The sequence below is a fragment of the Cupriavidus sp. 94F1 genome (genome assembly GCF_057798875.1).
This window is the reverse complement of record NZ_JBYOJT010000004.1, coordinates 37,857-52,869: the sequence shown is the minus strand read 5'-3', so window position 1 is coordinate 52,869 and position 15,013 is coordinate 37,857. Positions and strand designations below refer to the sequence as shown.

General features: G+C 67.5%; 13 protein-coding genes. 6 read left to right on the top strand and 7 right to left on the bottom strand.

Annotated elements, in window-relative coordinates:
* Window positions 1–552 precede the first annotated feature (552 nt).
* Window positions 553–1,935 (bottom strand): NCS2 family permease, encoded by a 1,383-nt coding sequence (locus AC3FJ6_RS11140; protein WP_488771914.1) that lies wholly within the window; start codon window positions 1,933–1,935, stop codon window positions 553–555.
* Between the two features lie 479 nt (window positions 1,936–2,414).
* On the opposite strand from AC3FJ6_RS11140, the gene AC3FJ6_RS11135 reads away from it, so the two are divergent.
* Window positions 2,415–3,377: a chemotaxis protein gene (locus AC3FJ6_RS11135; RefSeq protein ID WP_400394102.1), complete on the top strand. Its 963-nt coding sequence runs from the start codon at window positions 2,415–2,417 to the stop codon at window positions 3,375–3,377.
* A gap of 354 nt (window positions 3,378–3,731) precedes the next feature.
* Here the strand turns inward: AC3FJ6_RS11135 and AC3FJ6_RS11130 are convergent, their stop codons facing one another.
* The 5 genes from AC3FJ6_RS11130 to AC3FJ6_RS11110 form a co-directional block, all read right to left on the bottom strand.
* Window positions 3,732–4,388, bottom strand: coding sequence for a peroxiredoxin (locus AC3FJ6_RS11130; RefSeq protein WP_153946026.1), 657 nt, complete (start codon window positions 4,386–4,388; stop codon window positions 3,732–3,734).
* 155 nt (window positions 4,389–4,543) lie between these two features.
* The gene (locus AC3FJ6_RS11125) at window positions 4,544–5,677 is read right to left on the bottom strand and encodes a dihydrolipoamide acetyltransferase family protein (RefSeq protein WP_488771913.1); all 1,134 of its coding nucleotides are present in this window, start codon (window positions 5,675–5,677) and stop codon (window positions 4,544–4,546) included.
* Window positions 5,678–5,700: 23 nt separating this feature from the next.
* Window positions 5,701–6,681, bottom strand: coding sequence for an alpha-ketoacid dehydrogenase subunit beta (locus tag AC3FJ6_RS11120; RefSeq protein ID WP_488771912.1), 981 nt, complete (start codon window positions 6,679–6,681; stop codon window positions 5,701–5,703).
* Window positions 6,674–7,765, bottom strand: a complete 1,092-nt coding sequence (pdhA, locus tag AC3FJ6_RS11115) for a pyruvate dehydrogenase (acetyl-transferring) E1 component subunit alpha (protein WP_488771910.1) — start codon at window positions 7,763–7,765, stop codon at window positions 6,674–6,676. The genes AC3FJ6_RS11120 and pdhA overlap by 8 nt, the downstream gene beginning before the upstream one ends.
* Window positions 7,766–7,936: 171 nt before the next feature.
* Window positions 7,937–8,920, bottom strand: a complete 984-nt coding sequence (locus AC3FJ6_RS11110) for an aliphatic sulfonate ABC transporter substrate-binding protein (protein ID WP_488771909.1) — start codon at window positions 8,918–8,920, stop codon at window positions 7,937–7,939.
* Window positions 8,921–9,130: 210 nt separating this feature from the next.
* Here AC3FJ6_RS11110 and AC3FJ6_RS11105 point away from each other — a divergent pair, with 210 nt between their 5' ends.
* The 5 genes from AC3FJ6_RS11105 to AC3FJ6_RS11085 all read left to right on the top strand — a co-directional run bounded on the left by AC3FJ6_RS11105 (window position 9,131) and on the right by AC3FJ6_RS11085 (window position 13,675).
* Window positions 9,131–10,009, top strand: coding sequence for a TauD/TfdA dioxygenase family protein (locus AC3FJ6_RS11105; protein WP_153946031.1), 879 nt, complete (start codon window positions 9,131–9,133; stop codon window positions 10,007–10,009).
* A 42-nt stretch (window positions 10,010–10,051) separates the two neighbouring features.
* Window positions 10,052–11,077 (top strand): ABC transporter substrate-binding protein, encoded by a 1,026-nt coding sequence (locus AC3FJ6_RS11100; RefSeq protein ID WP_488771908.1) that lies wholly within the window; start codon window positions 10,052–10,054, stop codon window positions 11,075–11,077.
* A 1-nt stretch (window position 11,078) separates the two neighbouring features.
* On the top strand, window positions 11,079–11,951 hold the full coding sequence (locus AC3FJ6_RS11095) for an ABC transporter ATP-binding protein (RefSeq protein ID WP_488771907.1): 873 nt from the start codon (window positions 11,079–11,081) through the stop codon (window positions 11,949–11,951).
* A 19-nt stretch (window positions 11,952–11,970) separates the two neighbouring features.
* Window positions 11,971–12,840, top strand: coding sequence for an ABC transporter permease (locus AC3FJ6_RS11090; RefSeq protein WP_400394455.1), 870 nt, complete (start codon window positions 11,971–11,973; stop codon window positions 12,838–12,840).
* 67 nt (window positions 12,841–12,907) lie between these two features.
* Entirely contained in the window at window positions 12,908–13,675 is a 768-nt protein-coding gene (locus AC3FJ6_RS11085) for a class I SAM-dependent methyltransferase (protein ID WP_488771906.1), read from the top strand.
* Here AC3FJ6_RS11085 and AC3FJ6_RS11080 read toward each other — a convergent pair whose 3' ends face one another.
* Window positions 13,676–14,902: an MFS transporter gene (locus AC3FJ6_RS11080; protein WP_488771905.1), complete on the bottom strand. Its 1,227-nt coding sequence runs from the start codon at window positions 14,900–14,902 to the stop codon at window positions 13,676–13,678.
* Window positions 14,903–15,013 lie beyond the last annotated feature (111 nt).

Here is a 15,013-nt window from a genome sequence, read left to right as displayed (position 1 = left end):
GGCGGTGCATTGCGTAGGGCTGCAAAACGATCCGCATAACAAAAATATTACAAGAATTATCCGGAAAAGCACGATTCAAACGCGAATTCCAACGTGAATCGTGAAAACATTCGTCACAGTCCGGGCGTCAAATCGGATTGCCCTGGCTTTTATCGGAATGTTCCGGAATCTATTTGGCGGTCAATGGCGCCGGTCTGCATCCTAACCAGAATTGGTAATGCGAGGCAACCGCAAGCGCGGGATATTCATGTAGGCGCCGGCTGCGATCCCGGCAAATCGATGTCGATTTTTATCCAGCGAAGGCCGTTGCTTTCGTTGGCCTTTCATTCGCGGGGCGGGCAGCCGCCTGCAATGATTGTCAGTATTGGTATTTTTGTCAGGCGGGCGAATGGCCGGATGTGGATATAAAAAAAGGCCCCGGGGGAAAGTCCCGAGGGCCTGGAAATCCACCGGTCATCCCAGGTGGAGGAGACGCCGTTGCCTGCACCGTGGCCAATCGATGGCCATCGATCGCCACGGCGGAATTCTTCTGATGTTCCGGGAAGGCGCTTGTCAGATGGCCCAGCCGCCGGCGTAAAACGCGGCAAGCGCCACCGCAATGGCCACCGTGCCGACATTGAGCTTGCGCCATTCGCCGGCAACGATGCGGCCAATGACCAGCGTGCAGAAGCCGAGCATGATGCCGGTGACGATATTGCAGGTCAGCACGATAAATACGGCGCAGACCAGGCCGGCCAGTGAATCGACCATATCGTCCATATGCAGGCGCGATACGCTGGACAGCATCAGCAGGCCCACGTACATCAGCGCGGGCGCCGTGGCGTACGACGGCACCAGGCCGGCCAGCGGCGAGAAGAACATCACGGCCAGGAACAGCAGGCCGACGGTGACGGCGGCCAGGCCGGTGCGCGCGCCGGCGGCCACGCCTACGGTCGATTCGATATAGGCCGCGGCCGGTGCGCCACCGAAGAACGCCGAGAAGATCGAGCTGACGGAGTCGGCGGTCAGTGCCCGGCCGCCATTGTGGATGCGGCCCGTGGCGTCGAGCTGGTTGGCCTGGCCGGCCACGGCGCGGATCGTGCCGGTGGCGTCGAAGACCGCCGTCATCACCAGCGCCAGCACGCTGGGCAGCACGGCCGCCGACAGGGCACCGCGAATGTCCATCGCGCCGATCAGCGACGCGTGGCCCGGTGCGGACAGCGACGGCAGCGCAAACACGCCGGTGTACTTCACGGCCGGGTCGAACATCAGCCCCAGCGCGGAGATCGCGACGATCACCAGCAGGATGCCGCCCGGCACGCGGCGGCGTTCCAGGCCGAAGATCGCGGCCAGGCCCAGCACCGACATCATCACGGGGAACGCCGTGATGTGGCCCAGCGCCACCGGCAGTCCGGGGCCGGGGTTCTTGACCACCAGGCCCACGTCGTTGGAGGCGATCAGCAGCAGGAACAGCCCGATGCCGATGCCCGCGCCGTGCGCCACGCCCGCGGGCAGGTTGCGCAGAATCCACGAGCGCACGCCCGTGACCGAGATGGCCGTGAACACCACGCCCATCAGGAATACCGCGCCCAGCGCCACGGCAGGCGACAGCTTCTGGCCCAGCACCAGGCCAAAGGCCATGAACGCGGTCAGCGAAATGGCGCAGCCGATGGCAATCGGCAGCCTGGCCCACAGTCCCATCAGCAGCGAGCCGAACGCCGTGGTCAGGCAGACGGCCACGAATACGGCGCTGGTGTCGAAGCCGGCCTTGCCCAGCATGCCGGGCACGACGAACACGGCATACACCATCGCCATGAAAGTGGTCACGCCGGCCAGCACTTCGCGCCGCTGGGTGCTGCCGCGTGAACTGATCTCGAAATACTGGTCGAGCTTGCCGCCGGCCTGCGGCGGTGCAGCGTCCACGTCCGTCACGGACGGATACGGCTGTTCGATCATGGTCTGTCTCCTTGCTGGGGCGCTGCGCGCGTCCGCGTACGGATCGGGCGTCAGCCTCGTCTCACGTGGTTCCGGGGGTGCGAGGGCGGAGTTGCCGCTGGCATCGGGCAAGGGGTGCGGGCGTCTCGTTCCTCGGTGTCCGACCACTTGGGCCGGGTGCCGGTCCGATGCCTCTGGCGGGCGGGATCCGGCGAGGCTCAAAGGTAGGCGAGCCATCCGCCAGGTTCATCATTGGCGCCGCATGCGGAACATGCCGTCGCCTGAATAACCACGGCCGGGCGGTGCCTGGGACGGCTCAGGGATTTCCCGCAATCGCCGCCGTCCGCGGTGCCGAGGCCTGGAAGTGCCGGGAAAGGGGCCACCGATGCGTCACACCCGGTCGCCGTGGCGCATGTCGGGCTAAAGGTCACGGCAGGGGCGCCGATAGCCCCTTGGCAACACCCATATCCACACATACCGAGCCGAAGCGGAGCCACAGCATGACCAGCGCGATGAGAGACATCGACGAGCGCACCAACCTGACCAACAACAACCAGTTCGAGTTGCTGTTGTTCCGACTTGGCGATGCGACGCATAGCGGACAGTCCGAACTGTTCGGCATCAACGTTTTCAAGGTCAGGGAAATCCTGGTCATGCCGCCGGTCACCACGGTGGTGGGCGCCGAGCCTTCGATCCTGGGCATGGCCGATATCCGCGGCCAGGTGATTCCGGTCATCGACCTGCCCCGCCTGCTGGAATGCAAGCCGAAGTCGGGCCTGAACATCATGCTGGTGACCGAGTACGCACGTTCGACGCAAGGCTTTGCGGTCGAGGCTGTCGAAGAGATCGTACGACTGGACTGGAGCCAGGTGATTTCGGCCGAGAACAGCGTCAAGGGCGGGCTGGTGACCAGCATCGCCAAGCTCGATGTCGGCGGCGACAACCCCCGCCTTGTGCAGGTGCTGGACGTCGAGCAGATCCTGCGCGACGTACTGCCGACCCGCCAGCCTGACGTGGACCCCGCCACGGTGGGCCCGCAACTGAACCTGCGCCCGGGCAGCAAGATCCTGTGCGCCGACGACTCGGCGCTGGCGCGCGGGCTGATCGAGAACGGCCTCAAGGCCATGGGCGTGCAGGTGGTGATGACCAAGACCGGTCAGGAAGCCTGGGAGATGCTGGGCCAGATCGCCGAACTGACCGCCACCCAGGGCCGTCCGATCCGCGACGAAGTGGCGCTGGTACTGACCGATCTGGAAATGCCGGAGATGGACGGCTTCACGCTGACCCGCAAGATCAAGGCCGATGCACGGCTGAAGTCGCTGCCCGTCATCATCCATTCGTCGCTGTCGGGCGAGGCCAGCGAAGAGCACGTGCGCAAGGTGGGCGCCGACGCCTACGTGTCGAAGTTCCTGGCCAAGGACCTGGCCGATACGATCCGCGGCGTGCTGGCGCGGCATCCGTAAGCGAATAATCGAAAACAAGCCGGAAATACCGAGCCGGAAATACCGCAGCCGGAAATACCGCAGCCGGAAATACCGGAAACTTGCGCCCCTCTCCCGTCATGCGGGCGAGGGGCGCGTCGTTTTGGGGTTCGGGGGCGCCCTGCATAAATCGCCGTCGAAGGCAATAAAACCCCCGCAACGGCGTTTGCCCAAAAAAAAGGCAGTCCAGCTCATCTCAAGGCTGGCGCGGGTTTGCGGGCTGTCAAGAGGGCGATTATCCACGCAACCTGTGGATAGTTCCACAGGCCAGATGGACTAACTCAAACAGGTATACCGGACCATTGGCTCATCCCATCGAGTGACCCCGGCCGCGGGTTACTTTGGTTGGGCCACCGTACGCAGATACGGCTTCAGCGTCTTGAATCCGTCCGGATATTTCTTCTTTGCGTCCTCGTCGGAAACTGAAGTCGGGATAATCACGTCGTCGCCCGGTTTCCAGTTCACGGGCGTGGCCACCGTGTGCTTGGCGTTGAGCTGCAGCGAATCCAGCAGGCGTAGCACTTCGTCGAAATTGCGGCCGGCGCTCATCGGATAGACCAGCATGGCCTTGATCTTCTTGTCCGGGCCGATCCAGAACACCGAGCGGATCGTGGCGTTGTCGACGGCGGTGCGCGGGCCGCCGCCGCTGGCCTCCGGATGGATCATGTCGTAGAGCTTGGCCACGGTCAGGTCGGGGTCGCCGATCATCGGGAAGTTCACGGCGGTGCCCTGCGTTTCCTCGATGTCCTTGGCCCAGCGCGAATGGTCGCCCACGGGGTCGATCGACAGGCCGATGATCTTTGTATTGCGCTTGTCGAATTCGGGCTTCAGCTTGGCCATGTAGCCCAGTTCGGTGGTGCAGACCGGCGTGAAGTCCTTGGGGTGCGAGAACAGGATGGCCCAGCTGTCGCCGATCCATTCGTGGAAATTGATCTTGCCCTCGGTGGTCTCTGCGGTGAAGTCCGGGGCGGTCTCGCCAATGCGGATGGCCATGGTCTGGCTCCTTCAGGTGGTATGCAGTTGTCGGATGCGATGTCCGGCACGCGCGGCAGTCGCCATGGCCGGGGCTATCCAGTATAGGAAGCCGGCGTGCGAATGCCCTCGTTCCGATGGCGGAATTTTCCCGGTAACGCGGGCGTCACACGGCCCTAGTCCGGGCGTTCCAGGTCGGTGATTACCGCGCGCAGGAAGCGCGCCGCCTCGCCACCGGTGACCACGCGGTGGTCGAACGTCAGCGACAGCGGCATCACGCGATGCACGGCCGGCTGCCCGCCGGCGGCCACCACTTCGTCCCGGATGCGCCCGGCACCGAGGATCGCCACCGTGGGCGGCACCACGATCGGCGCCGCATAGCGGCCCGCGATCATGCCGAAGTTCGACAGCGTGATGGTATTGCCGCGCATTTCCTCCGGGGCGATAGTACGGGCCTTGATGTCGGCCCGCATCCGGTCGAGCCCGTGGCGCAGGTCGGCCGCATCGCGCTTGCCCACATTGCGCAGGACCGGCACGAACAGCCCCTCGGGCAGGTCCGCCGCAATGCCCACATCGATGCGTTCAAGCAGATGGCGGCGGCCTGTGTGGCCCTCGTACCAGGCGTTGAGCGCGGGCTCGGCGCGTACCCCGGCCACCAGCGCCCGCACCAGGCGGATCGTGACGTCATGCCCGGCGGCCGTGCTGCCCACGGTCTGCCACGCGTGCAGGTCGGCATCGTCCATGACGGTGGCGGCGGCCACCTCGCTTTGCGCGCGCGCCATGTTCTGGGCCATGGCGCGCCGCACACCGCGCACCACCTCCGCCGGGCCGACTTCGGCCAGCGTGGTGGCCACCCGCTGCACGTCGGTGGCGGTGATCACCCCGTCGCGGCCCGAGGGCGTCACCATGGCCAGGTCCACCGACAGCTTGCGCGCCAGCGCGCGCACCGCAGGCGTGGCCTTGAGGCCGTGGCCGCCCTGGATGCCGGCGGCGCCCACGCGTGTTTCGCCTTCGCGCACCACGTGCGTGCCCACCTTGACGTTGCCCACCACGGTACCTGCATCGTCGGCCGCGCCCGCGCCTTCGAAGCCCACCAGCGGGGCGCCCAGGTGGACGATGTCGCCGGGCTGCGCGTACAGCCTGGCCACCTGGCCGGCGAACGGCGACGGAATCTCGACGATCGCCTTGGCGGTTTCCACCGCCAGCAGCGGCTGGTCGGCCTGTACGGTGTCGCCGGGCTTGACGTGCCACGTCACGATCTCGGCTTCCTGCAGGCCTTCGCCCAGGTCGGGCAGCTTGAAGATCCGCATCGTTGTCTCCTGATGGGCGGTGCCTAGCCGGCGTCCAGTGCGCGCCGTGCCGCGTCCACGATCTGCGCCACCGACGGCAGGTAGCTATGCTCCAGCCGCGCCAGCGGCACCACGGTGTCGTAGCCGGTTACGCGCTGCACCGGCGCGCTGAGCGAATAAAGCCCGGCATCGGCCAGGTTCGCCGCGATCTCGGCGCCGACGCCGGCCGTGCGCGGCGCCTCGTGCACGATCACGCAGCGGCCGCTTTGCGCCACCGATTCCAGGATCGTCTCCATGTCCAGCGGCTTGATCGTGGCCACGTCGATCACGGCGGCAGCGATGCCCTCGTCGGCCAGCAGGTCGGCGGCGGCCAGCGTTTCCTGGACCATTGCGCCCCAGCTGACCAGCGTAATGTCGGTGCCGTCGCGAAGCGTGAAGCAGGCATCGAGCGGCAGCGCCTCGCCGGTGTCCTCCACCTCCTGCCGGAACAGGCGATAGAGCCGGGTCGGCTCGAAGAAGATCACCGGGTCGGGGTCGCGGATCGCGGCCAGCAGCAGGCCGTAGGCGCGGGCCGGCGACGACGGCATGACCACGCGCAGGCCCGGGATATGTGCGAACAGCGCCTCCGGGCTTTCGGAGTGGTGCTCTGGCGCGTGGATGCCGGCCCCGCTGGGCGCGCGCACCACCAGCGGACAGCTGAGCCGGCCGCGCGTGCGGTGCCGCAGGTGACCGGCGTGGTTCAGGATGTTGTCGATGGCCGGATAGATGAAGCCCGCGAACTGGATCTCCGCTACGGGCTTGAGGCCCATCGCCGCCATGCCGATGGCCGCGCCGACGATGCCGCCTTCCGCCAGCGGCGTGTCGATGACGCGCGCATCGCCAAAACGCTGCTGCAGGCCGACCGTCGAGCGGAACACGCCGCCGTTGACGCCGATGTCCTCGCCCAGCAGTACCACGTCGGGGTCGTGTTCCAGCGCGTGGGCCAGCGCCAGGTTGACCGCTTCCACCATATGCAGTTCAGCCATGATGGGTCTCCTGGTCCTGCGCGGCGTAGCGTTGCGCGGTGTCGAGCTGGTCGGCCATCGCGGCCGGCAGCGTCTCGTAGAGGCAATCGAACATCGCCGAGACATCGGGGTGGGGCAGTTGCAGATAGGCTTCCACGGCGGCGGCCACGGCCTGCTGGCATTCGCGGACCAGCGCCTCTTCCTGCCCGGCATCCCAGGCACCCACGCTGGCCAGGTAGTCACGCATGCGCTTGATGGGCTCGTGCAGCCAGGCGTCCTTGACCGTGGCGTCGTCGCGATAACGCGAGGCATCGTCGGCCGTGGTGTGGTCGCCCAGCCGGTACGTGACGGCCTCGATCAGCGCCGGGCCCGCCCCGTCGCGCGCCCGTTCGATGGCGTCGCCCACGCGTTCGCGCACGGCAATGACGTCATTGCCATCCACCTGCTCGCCCGGGATGCCTGCCGCAATGGCCTTCTGCGCCAGCGTGGCCGCCGCTGTCTGTTTGGCCCGCGGCATCGAGATGGCCCACTGGTTGTTGTTGATGACGATGACCAGCGGCACCTGCCACGCGCCGGCCATGTTCATGCCTTCGTAGAACGCCCCGTTGGACGTGCCGCCGTCGCCGATGATGCAGACCGCCACGCGCGGCTGGCGGCGCAACCGGAACGCGTAGGCCACGCCGGCCGCATGGCCGACCTGGGTGCCGATCGGTACGCAATTGCCAAAGTCGTGCGGCACTGCCGCAAATCCGCTGCCCCGTTCGTCGCCGCCCCAATACAGCAGGCTCTCCGTCATGGTGACGCCCCGCACAAATTGCGCGGCATGGTCACGGTAGGAGGGGATCAGTACGTCGTCCGCCCGCATGGCCGTGGCCACGCCCACGCCGATGGCCTCCTGGCCCAGCGCCGACGCGAACGTACCGATCTGGCCCGTGCGCTGCATGGCGATGGCCTTGAGGTCGAACTGCCGGGTGAGCACCATGGCGCGATACAGCGGCAGCAGGGCGGCGGGGTCGCGGGCGAAGGCGGGAAGGTCCGGGGCGGGCGCGCCCTCGGGCAAAAGATAGCGGGTAAAGCCGATGTCAAAGCGCGCAACAGTGCCCATGTGGTGGTCCCCTTGTGGTTCGCTGTGTCCTGTGCGGCGCAGCATCTTGTGGACGCTGCTGCCTTCGACTATAGGGCACGGAACAGGGGACGGGGCGTGCGGTGGCGCACGGCAAGACGTACCGGGCGTTCAACCGCTCCCGTGGCGGGCGCGCTCAGGTATCGGGCATGTTCACGCGGGCTTCCACACCGGCGAAGCGGCCACGGTGACCTTGCGCGGCAGGATGGCCTGGGCGGCGAAGGCGTCGGCGATGCGCTGCTGCTCGTCGAGCGCGGCGCCGTCCACGGGCTGTACCTGGTAGGTGCGCCGCGCGTTGGCGGCTTCGACGGTGGCGGCGTCCAGCCCGATCAGCGGTGCGTGCCATGCGGCGGCCTCGGCGGGGTTGGCCTTGATCCATTCGCCGGCGCGCCGCAGTTCGCCATAGACCGTGGCCAGCACGTCGGGCCGGCGCTTTGCATACGGCGTGGCGGCCAGGTAAAAGCGCCGGTAGCTCGACAGCTTCACGCCGTCACGCAGGATGCGCGCGTTGGCCTGGCGCTGCACCGCCGCCAGGAACGGGTCCCAGATCACCCAGGCGGCCACGCTGCCGCGCTCGAACGCCGCGCGGGCATCGGCCGGCGTCAGGTATGCGGGTTCGATGTCGCGCATCGACAGGCCTGCTTCGTTCAAAGCCTCCAGCAGCAGGTAGTGCGCGCCGGCACCCTTGGAGAACGCGACGCGCTGCCCCTTGAGCTGGGCCACCGACCGGATCGGCGAGTCGCTGCGCACCACGATAGCCTGCGCCGTGGGTGACGGCGATTCGATGGCGTAGTACGTCATGCTGGCGCCAGCGGCCAGTGCGAACGGCGGCACGGCATCGGCCACGTCGGCGGTCAGGTCGAGGTTGCCCACGTTGAGCGATTCCAGCAGCGGCAGCCCCGAGGTGAACTCGTGCCACTGCACGCTGACCTTGCGCGGCGCCAGCGCCTGTTCCAGAGCCTGCCGCGACTTCAGCCAGATCATCAGCGTCGACGACTTCTGGTAGCCGATACGCAGCGTCTCGGGCGCGTCGGCGGCCAGCGCCGCCGTGGACCAGATGGCGGGCGCGACGACGGCGCCCAGGCCGGCCATGCCGGCCAGCACGACGCGCCGGCGGGTGGGGTTGGGGGATGACATTGCGGCAATCCTTCGAAAGAACCAACCGGTGAGCGTACGGAGCGCGGTGCGGCACGGGAACGAAGGAAAGTGCGTTTGCTTATGCGCCGGCCGCACATCGACGCGCCATATGCGCTGGCCGCATAACGGCGCGCGATTTGATTCGTTGTGTGCGGCGTCGTGGCTCCCTAGAGTGCAAGGCTTGTGCTTCCCCCAAGGCCAAGAATTGCCATGACCATTGCCGATGTAGATACCGTGCAGGATTTCGAGATCCGCCCGCTGAATGCCGCCCTCGGTGCGGAAGTGATCGGGCTCGACCTCGATCGGCCGCTTTCCGCCGAAGATTTCCGGCGCATCCATCGCGCCCACCTGGACCACCACGTGGTGGTGTTCCGCGACCAGCGCATCACGCCGGCCCAGCAGATCGCGTTCAGCCGCCGCTTTGGCCCGCTGCAGATCCATGTGCTGCACCAGTTCCAGCTGGCCGATCATCCCGAGATCCTGATCGTGTCCAACGTGCTGAAGGACGGCAAGCCGATCGGGCTGGGCGACGCAGGCCATTTCTGGCATTCGGACCTGTCGTACAAGGAAACGCCCAGCCTGGGCTCGCTGCTCCATGCCATCGAACTGCCGGCCGAGGGCGGCGACACGCTCTTCGCCAACATGCACGCCGCATATGATGGCCTGCCGGCGGCGCTGAAGCAGAAGATCGACGGGCTGACCGCCGAACACACCTACCTGGCGCGCTACGCCGAGCTGCAGAAGCGCAGCCCCTGGCGGCCGAACCTGACGCCCGAGCAGATCGCGCAGGTCAAGCCCGTGGTGCATCCGGTGGTGCGCACCCATCCGGAGACCGGCCGCCGCGCGCTGTTCGTCAGCGAGCATTTCACGACGAAGATCGTCGGCCTGCCCGACGACGAAAGCCGCGCGCTGCTCGACGAACTGTTCGCGCACAGCGTGCGGCCCGAGTACGTCTACCGCCACCAGTGGCGCGAGCACGACCTGGTGTTCTGGGACAACCGCTCGCTGCTGCACCTGGCGGCCGGCACGCCTGACCACCTGCGCCGCGTGATGTTCCGCACCACGATCGAAGGCGATACGCCGTTCTGAGCCTCACCCACATTCCATCCAAGCGTCCCCGGAGCCTTACGCATGTCAGTATTTTCGTTTGCCACCCCCTTCGCCCGCCGTGCCACGCTGGCCGTCCTGACCGCCGGGCTGGCATTGACCGGCACCGCGCATGCGGAGGGCAAGATCCGCATTGCCGAGCAGTTCGGCGTGGTCTACCTGCTGCTGAACGTGGCGCGTGACCAGCAGCTGATCGAGAAGCACGGCAAGCAGCAGGGTGTCGACGTCAAGGTGGAATGGACGCAGCTGTCAGGCGGATCGGCCGTGAACGACGCGCTGCTGTCGGGCGCCATCGACATCGCCGGTGCCGGCGTGGGCCCGCTGCTGACGCTGTGGGACCGCACGCACGGCCGCCAGAACGTCAAGGGCGTGGCGTCGCTGGGCAACTTCCCGTACTACCTGGTTTCGAACAATCCCAAGGTGAAGTCGATTGCGGACTTCTCGGACAAGGACCGCATCGCGCTGCCGGCGGTGACCGTATCGGTGCAGTCGCGCGTGCTGCAACTGGCCGCCGCCAAGCAGTGGGGCGACAAGGAGTTCAACCGCCTGGACAAATGGACCGTGGCCGTGCCGCACCCCGATGCCGCCGCCGCGATCATTGCGGGCGGCACCGAAATCACGGGCCACTTCGGCAATCCGCCGTTCCAGGAGCAGGAACTGGCCGGCAACCCGAACGCGCGCATCGTGCTGAGCTCGTACGACGTGCTCGGCGGCCCCAGTTCGGCCACGGTGCTGTACGCCACCGAGAAATTCCGCAACGAGAACCCCAAGACCTATCGCGCGTTTGTCGATGCGCTGGGCGAGGCCGCCGCGTTTGCGACGAAGAACCCCGAGGCGGCCGCCGACCTCTACATCCGGGTGAACAAGGCCAAGATCGACCGCGCGCTGCTGGTGAAGATCCTCAAGAACCCGCAGGTGCAGTTCAAGGTGGCGCCGCAGAACACCTATCCGCTTGCCGATTTCATGCATCGCGTGGGCGCCATCAAGAACCGTCCGGCGTCCTGGCAGGACTATTTCTTCCAGGACCCGGCCACCGCGCAGGGGAGCTGACATGGCAGACGGATATCACGGCAGCCACGGCAATCACGGCAACCCTCACCTTCGCGTGGTGCCCCATCCGCAGCCGCTGCTGCAGGTGGATGGCGTGTCGCTCGAATACCGCACGCCGACGCGCGTGGTGCGTGCCACGCACCGCGTGAGCTTCGACGTGCACGCGTCGGACCGCTTCGTGCTGCTGGGGCCGTCCGGTTGCGGCAAGTCGACGCTGCTCAAGGCCGTGGCCGGCTTCGTGCCGCCCGCCGAGGGCGAGATCCGGCTCGAAGGGCAGCGCGTGCAGGCACCGGGCCCGGACCGCATCGTCGTGTTCCAGGAATTCGACCAGCTGCCGCCGTGGAAGACCGTCAGGCAGAACGTGATGTTCCCGCTGCGCCAGGCGCGCGGCCTGTCGAAGGCCGAGGCCAGCGACGTGGCCATGCATTTCCTGGACAAGGTTGGCCTGGCGGCCTTTGCCGATGCCTATCCGCACACGCTGTCCGGCGGCATGAAGCAGCGCGTGGCGATTGCCCGTGCGCTGGCCACGCGGCCCAAGGTGCTGCTGATGGACGAACCGTTCGCCGCGCTGGACGCGCTGACGCGCCGGCGCATGCAGGAAGAACTGCTGGCGCTGTGGGACGAGGCCGCCTTTACGCTGCTGTTCGTGACCCATTCGATCGAAGAGGCGCTGGTGGTGGGCAGCCGCATCCTGCTGCTGTCGCCGCATCCGGGCCGCGTTCGTGCCGAACTGAACAGCCACCAGTTTTCGCTGGCCAGCCAGGGCAGCGCGGAATTCCAGCAGGCTGCCCAACGCATCCACGCGATGCTGTTCGACACGCCGGCCGGGGCCGATTCCGCTTCGGGCCGCCCCCGCCACGCTGCCACGCACTGAACGCTCCCACTGCCACATCATGTCGACGATCCTCCCCACGCTGCGCCCCGAATACGAGCGCGAACTCGAACCCTTCACGGCCGTGCCGCTGTCCCGTGCGCTGCCGTGGTACCGGCAGCTGTGGCAGCAGGGCTGGCTGCGCAAGGCCTTGATCCTGCTGGTGCTGGCCGTTGCCTGGGAAGCCATCGCCCGCGTGCAGGACAACGACCTGTTGCTGCCGACCTTCCTGGCCACGGCGCGCGCGTTCGTGGCGGCCATCGCCAGCGGCGAGCTGCCGGGCAAGGCCGTGGTGTCGCTGTCGATCCTGTTGCAGGGCTACGCGGCCGGCATCGTGCTGGCGTTTGCGCTGACCACCGTGGCGGTGTCGACGCGCATCGGGCGCGATCTGCTCGATACGCTGACGGCCATGTTCAATCCGCTGCCGGCCATCGCGTTGCTGCCGCTGGCGCTGCTGTGGTTCGGGCTGGGTACGGGCAGCCTGGTGTTCGTGCTGATCCATTCGGTGCTGTGGCCGCTGGCGCTGAATACCTACGCGGGGTTTCGCGGCGTGCCCGAAACGCTGCGCATGGCGGGCCGCAACTATGGGCTGCGCGGCCTGCGCTATGTGGTGCTGATCCTCGTGCCGGCGGCGCTGCCGGCCATCCTGTCGGGCCTCAAGATCGGCTGGGCGTTTGCCTGGCGCACGCTGATCGCGGCCGAACTGGTGTTTGGCGCGTCGTCGGGCAAGGGCGGGCTGGGCTGGTACATCTTCCAGAACCGCAACGAGCTTTACACCGACCGCGTCTTCGCCGGGCTGGCCACGGTGATCCTGATCGGGCTAGCGGTGGAAGGGCTGGTTTTCACGACGCTGGAACGCCTGACGGTACGCCGCTGGGGCCTGCAGCACTGAAAGAAGCCGCGCCGCCCGCGGCGGTGCGACTTGTCGATGTCACGCCGCCGGCGTATCGTGCGGGGTCATGACGACAATCCATCATGCCGCCGCCCAGGGCTTCTCGTCCCAGGCCGATACCTACGCCCGCGGGCGTCCCGATTATCCCGCCGAACTCACCGCCTGGCTGCGCGACACGCTGGGCCTGGCACCCGGCAAGACCGTGGTCGACCTGGGCGCCGGCACCGGCAAGTTCACGCGCCTGCTGCTGCCCACCGGCGCCAGCGTCATTGCCGTGGAACCGGTCGATGCCATGCGGGCCCAGCTTTCGGGCAGGTTGCCGGCGGTGCGCGCCGTGCAGGGCAGCGCGGAATCGATGCCGCTGCCCGACGCCAGCGTGGATGCCGTGGTCTGCGCGCAGGCCTTTCACTGGTTTGCCAATGCCGCCGCCATGCGCGAAATCGGCCGTGTGCTGAAGCCGGGCGGCCGGCTCGGGCTGGTCTGGAATGTGCGCGACGAATCGGTGGGCTGGGTGGCCAGGCTGACCGAAATCATGACGCCCTACGAGGGCGATGCGCCGCGCTTCTACAAGGGCGACTGGAAGAAGGTCTTCCCGGCCGATGGCTTCGGGCCGCTTGGCCTGACGCGCTTTCCCTATACGCATACCGGCGCGCCGGAGCAGGTGATCGTCGACCGCGTGATGTCGGTCAGCTTTATCGCGTCGCTGCCGCAGCCGGAGCAGGACGCCGTGCGTGCGCGCCTGCATGCGGTGATCGACGGCGATCCCGCGCTGCAGGGCCGCGACCAGGTGTCGTTTCCCTACAGTACCGAAGCGTATTGCTGCGAACGTCTGTAATCAGGTGGCAGGGGCGAGCTGGCCGCGATACCGCGCGGCCAGCAGCTGGCTCAGCACCAGCGCCAGCACGGCACTCAGCGCGGCAAACAGGTAGACGCCCGGGTAGTTGCCCTGGGCGGCGATCCAGCCGGCCACCGGGCCGGTCAGGCCCAGCGCGAAATCGAGGAACAGCGCGTAGGCGCCCAGCGCCGAGCCACGATTGGTGGCCGGCACGCGCTTGACCGCTTCCATGCCCAGCGCGGGGAACACCAGCGAAAAGCCGAAGCCCACCACGGCCGCGCCCGCCAGCGCCTGCCACGGCGCGTGGGCCATCCAGATGATGCCCAGGCCAGCGGCTTCTACGGCAAACGACACCAGCGCCACGGCATAGCCGCCGAACCGTGCGATGGCGTCGGCCATCACCAGGCGCGTCAGCACGAAGCAGGTGCCGAGCGCCGTCAGCGCCAGCGCGGCGTGGTCCCAGCCCTTGCTGTTGTAGTAGAGCGTGATGAACGCCGTGATCACGCCAAAGCCAACCGAGCCCAGCGCCAGGCACAGGCCGAACGGCGTCATGGCGCGGAAGACGCGGCGGAACGGCAGACGGTCGCCCTTGAGCACCGGCACCGGCGGGCGGCGTCGCGCCAGCAGCAGCGACGCGCCGGCAATCAGCGTGGTGACCACGCCAATCGTGCCCAGCCCGCCCCATTTGGCCAGGACCACGCCTGCCGGCGCGCCCACGGCCAGCGCGCCATACGTGGTGATACCGTTCCACGAGATCACCTTGGCGGTGTGCCGCGCGCCGGCGCTCCCGATGCCCCAGGCGATGGTGCCCGTGGTGACCAGGCTTTCGCCCGCGCCCAGCATCAGGCGTCCCGCCAGCAGCCAGGCCAGCCCCAGCCAGTCGCTTCCGGCGAACAGCGAAGCCACCAGAGTCAGCACGCCGCTGCCGGTGACCAGCGCCAGGCCGGTCAGCACGGAGCGTTGCGGGCCTTGCGTGTCGCACAGCGTGCCGGCCCAGGGGCGGCTCATCAGCGTGGCCAGGTACTGGATGCTCACCGCCAGGCCAGCCAGGACGGCGCTGTAGCCCAGGTCGCCGTGGACGAAGCCCGGCACCACGGCAATCGGCAGGCCAACTGCCAGATAGGCGATGAAGTTGAAAAAGACGACGGCAAGGATGCGGCGGGTCACATCGCCGGCGGTGCATTCGCCATGCGGTGGCGTGATCGATGGATGACTCGGGGCGGACATGGGTGATTCAGGAGGCGCGGGTGGGCCGGGCTGCGGATCGCCTGGTACGACGACCTAGGGAAAACCCGGAAGGCGCCATCATACCGGCATTGCGGCCATCGCGCCGGCCAT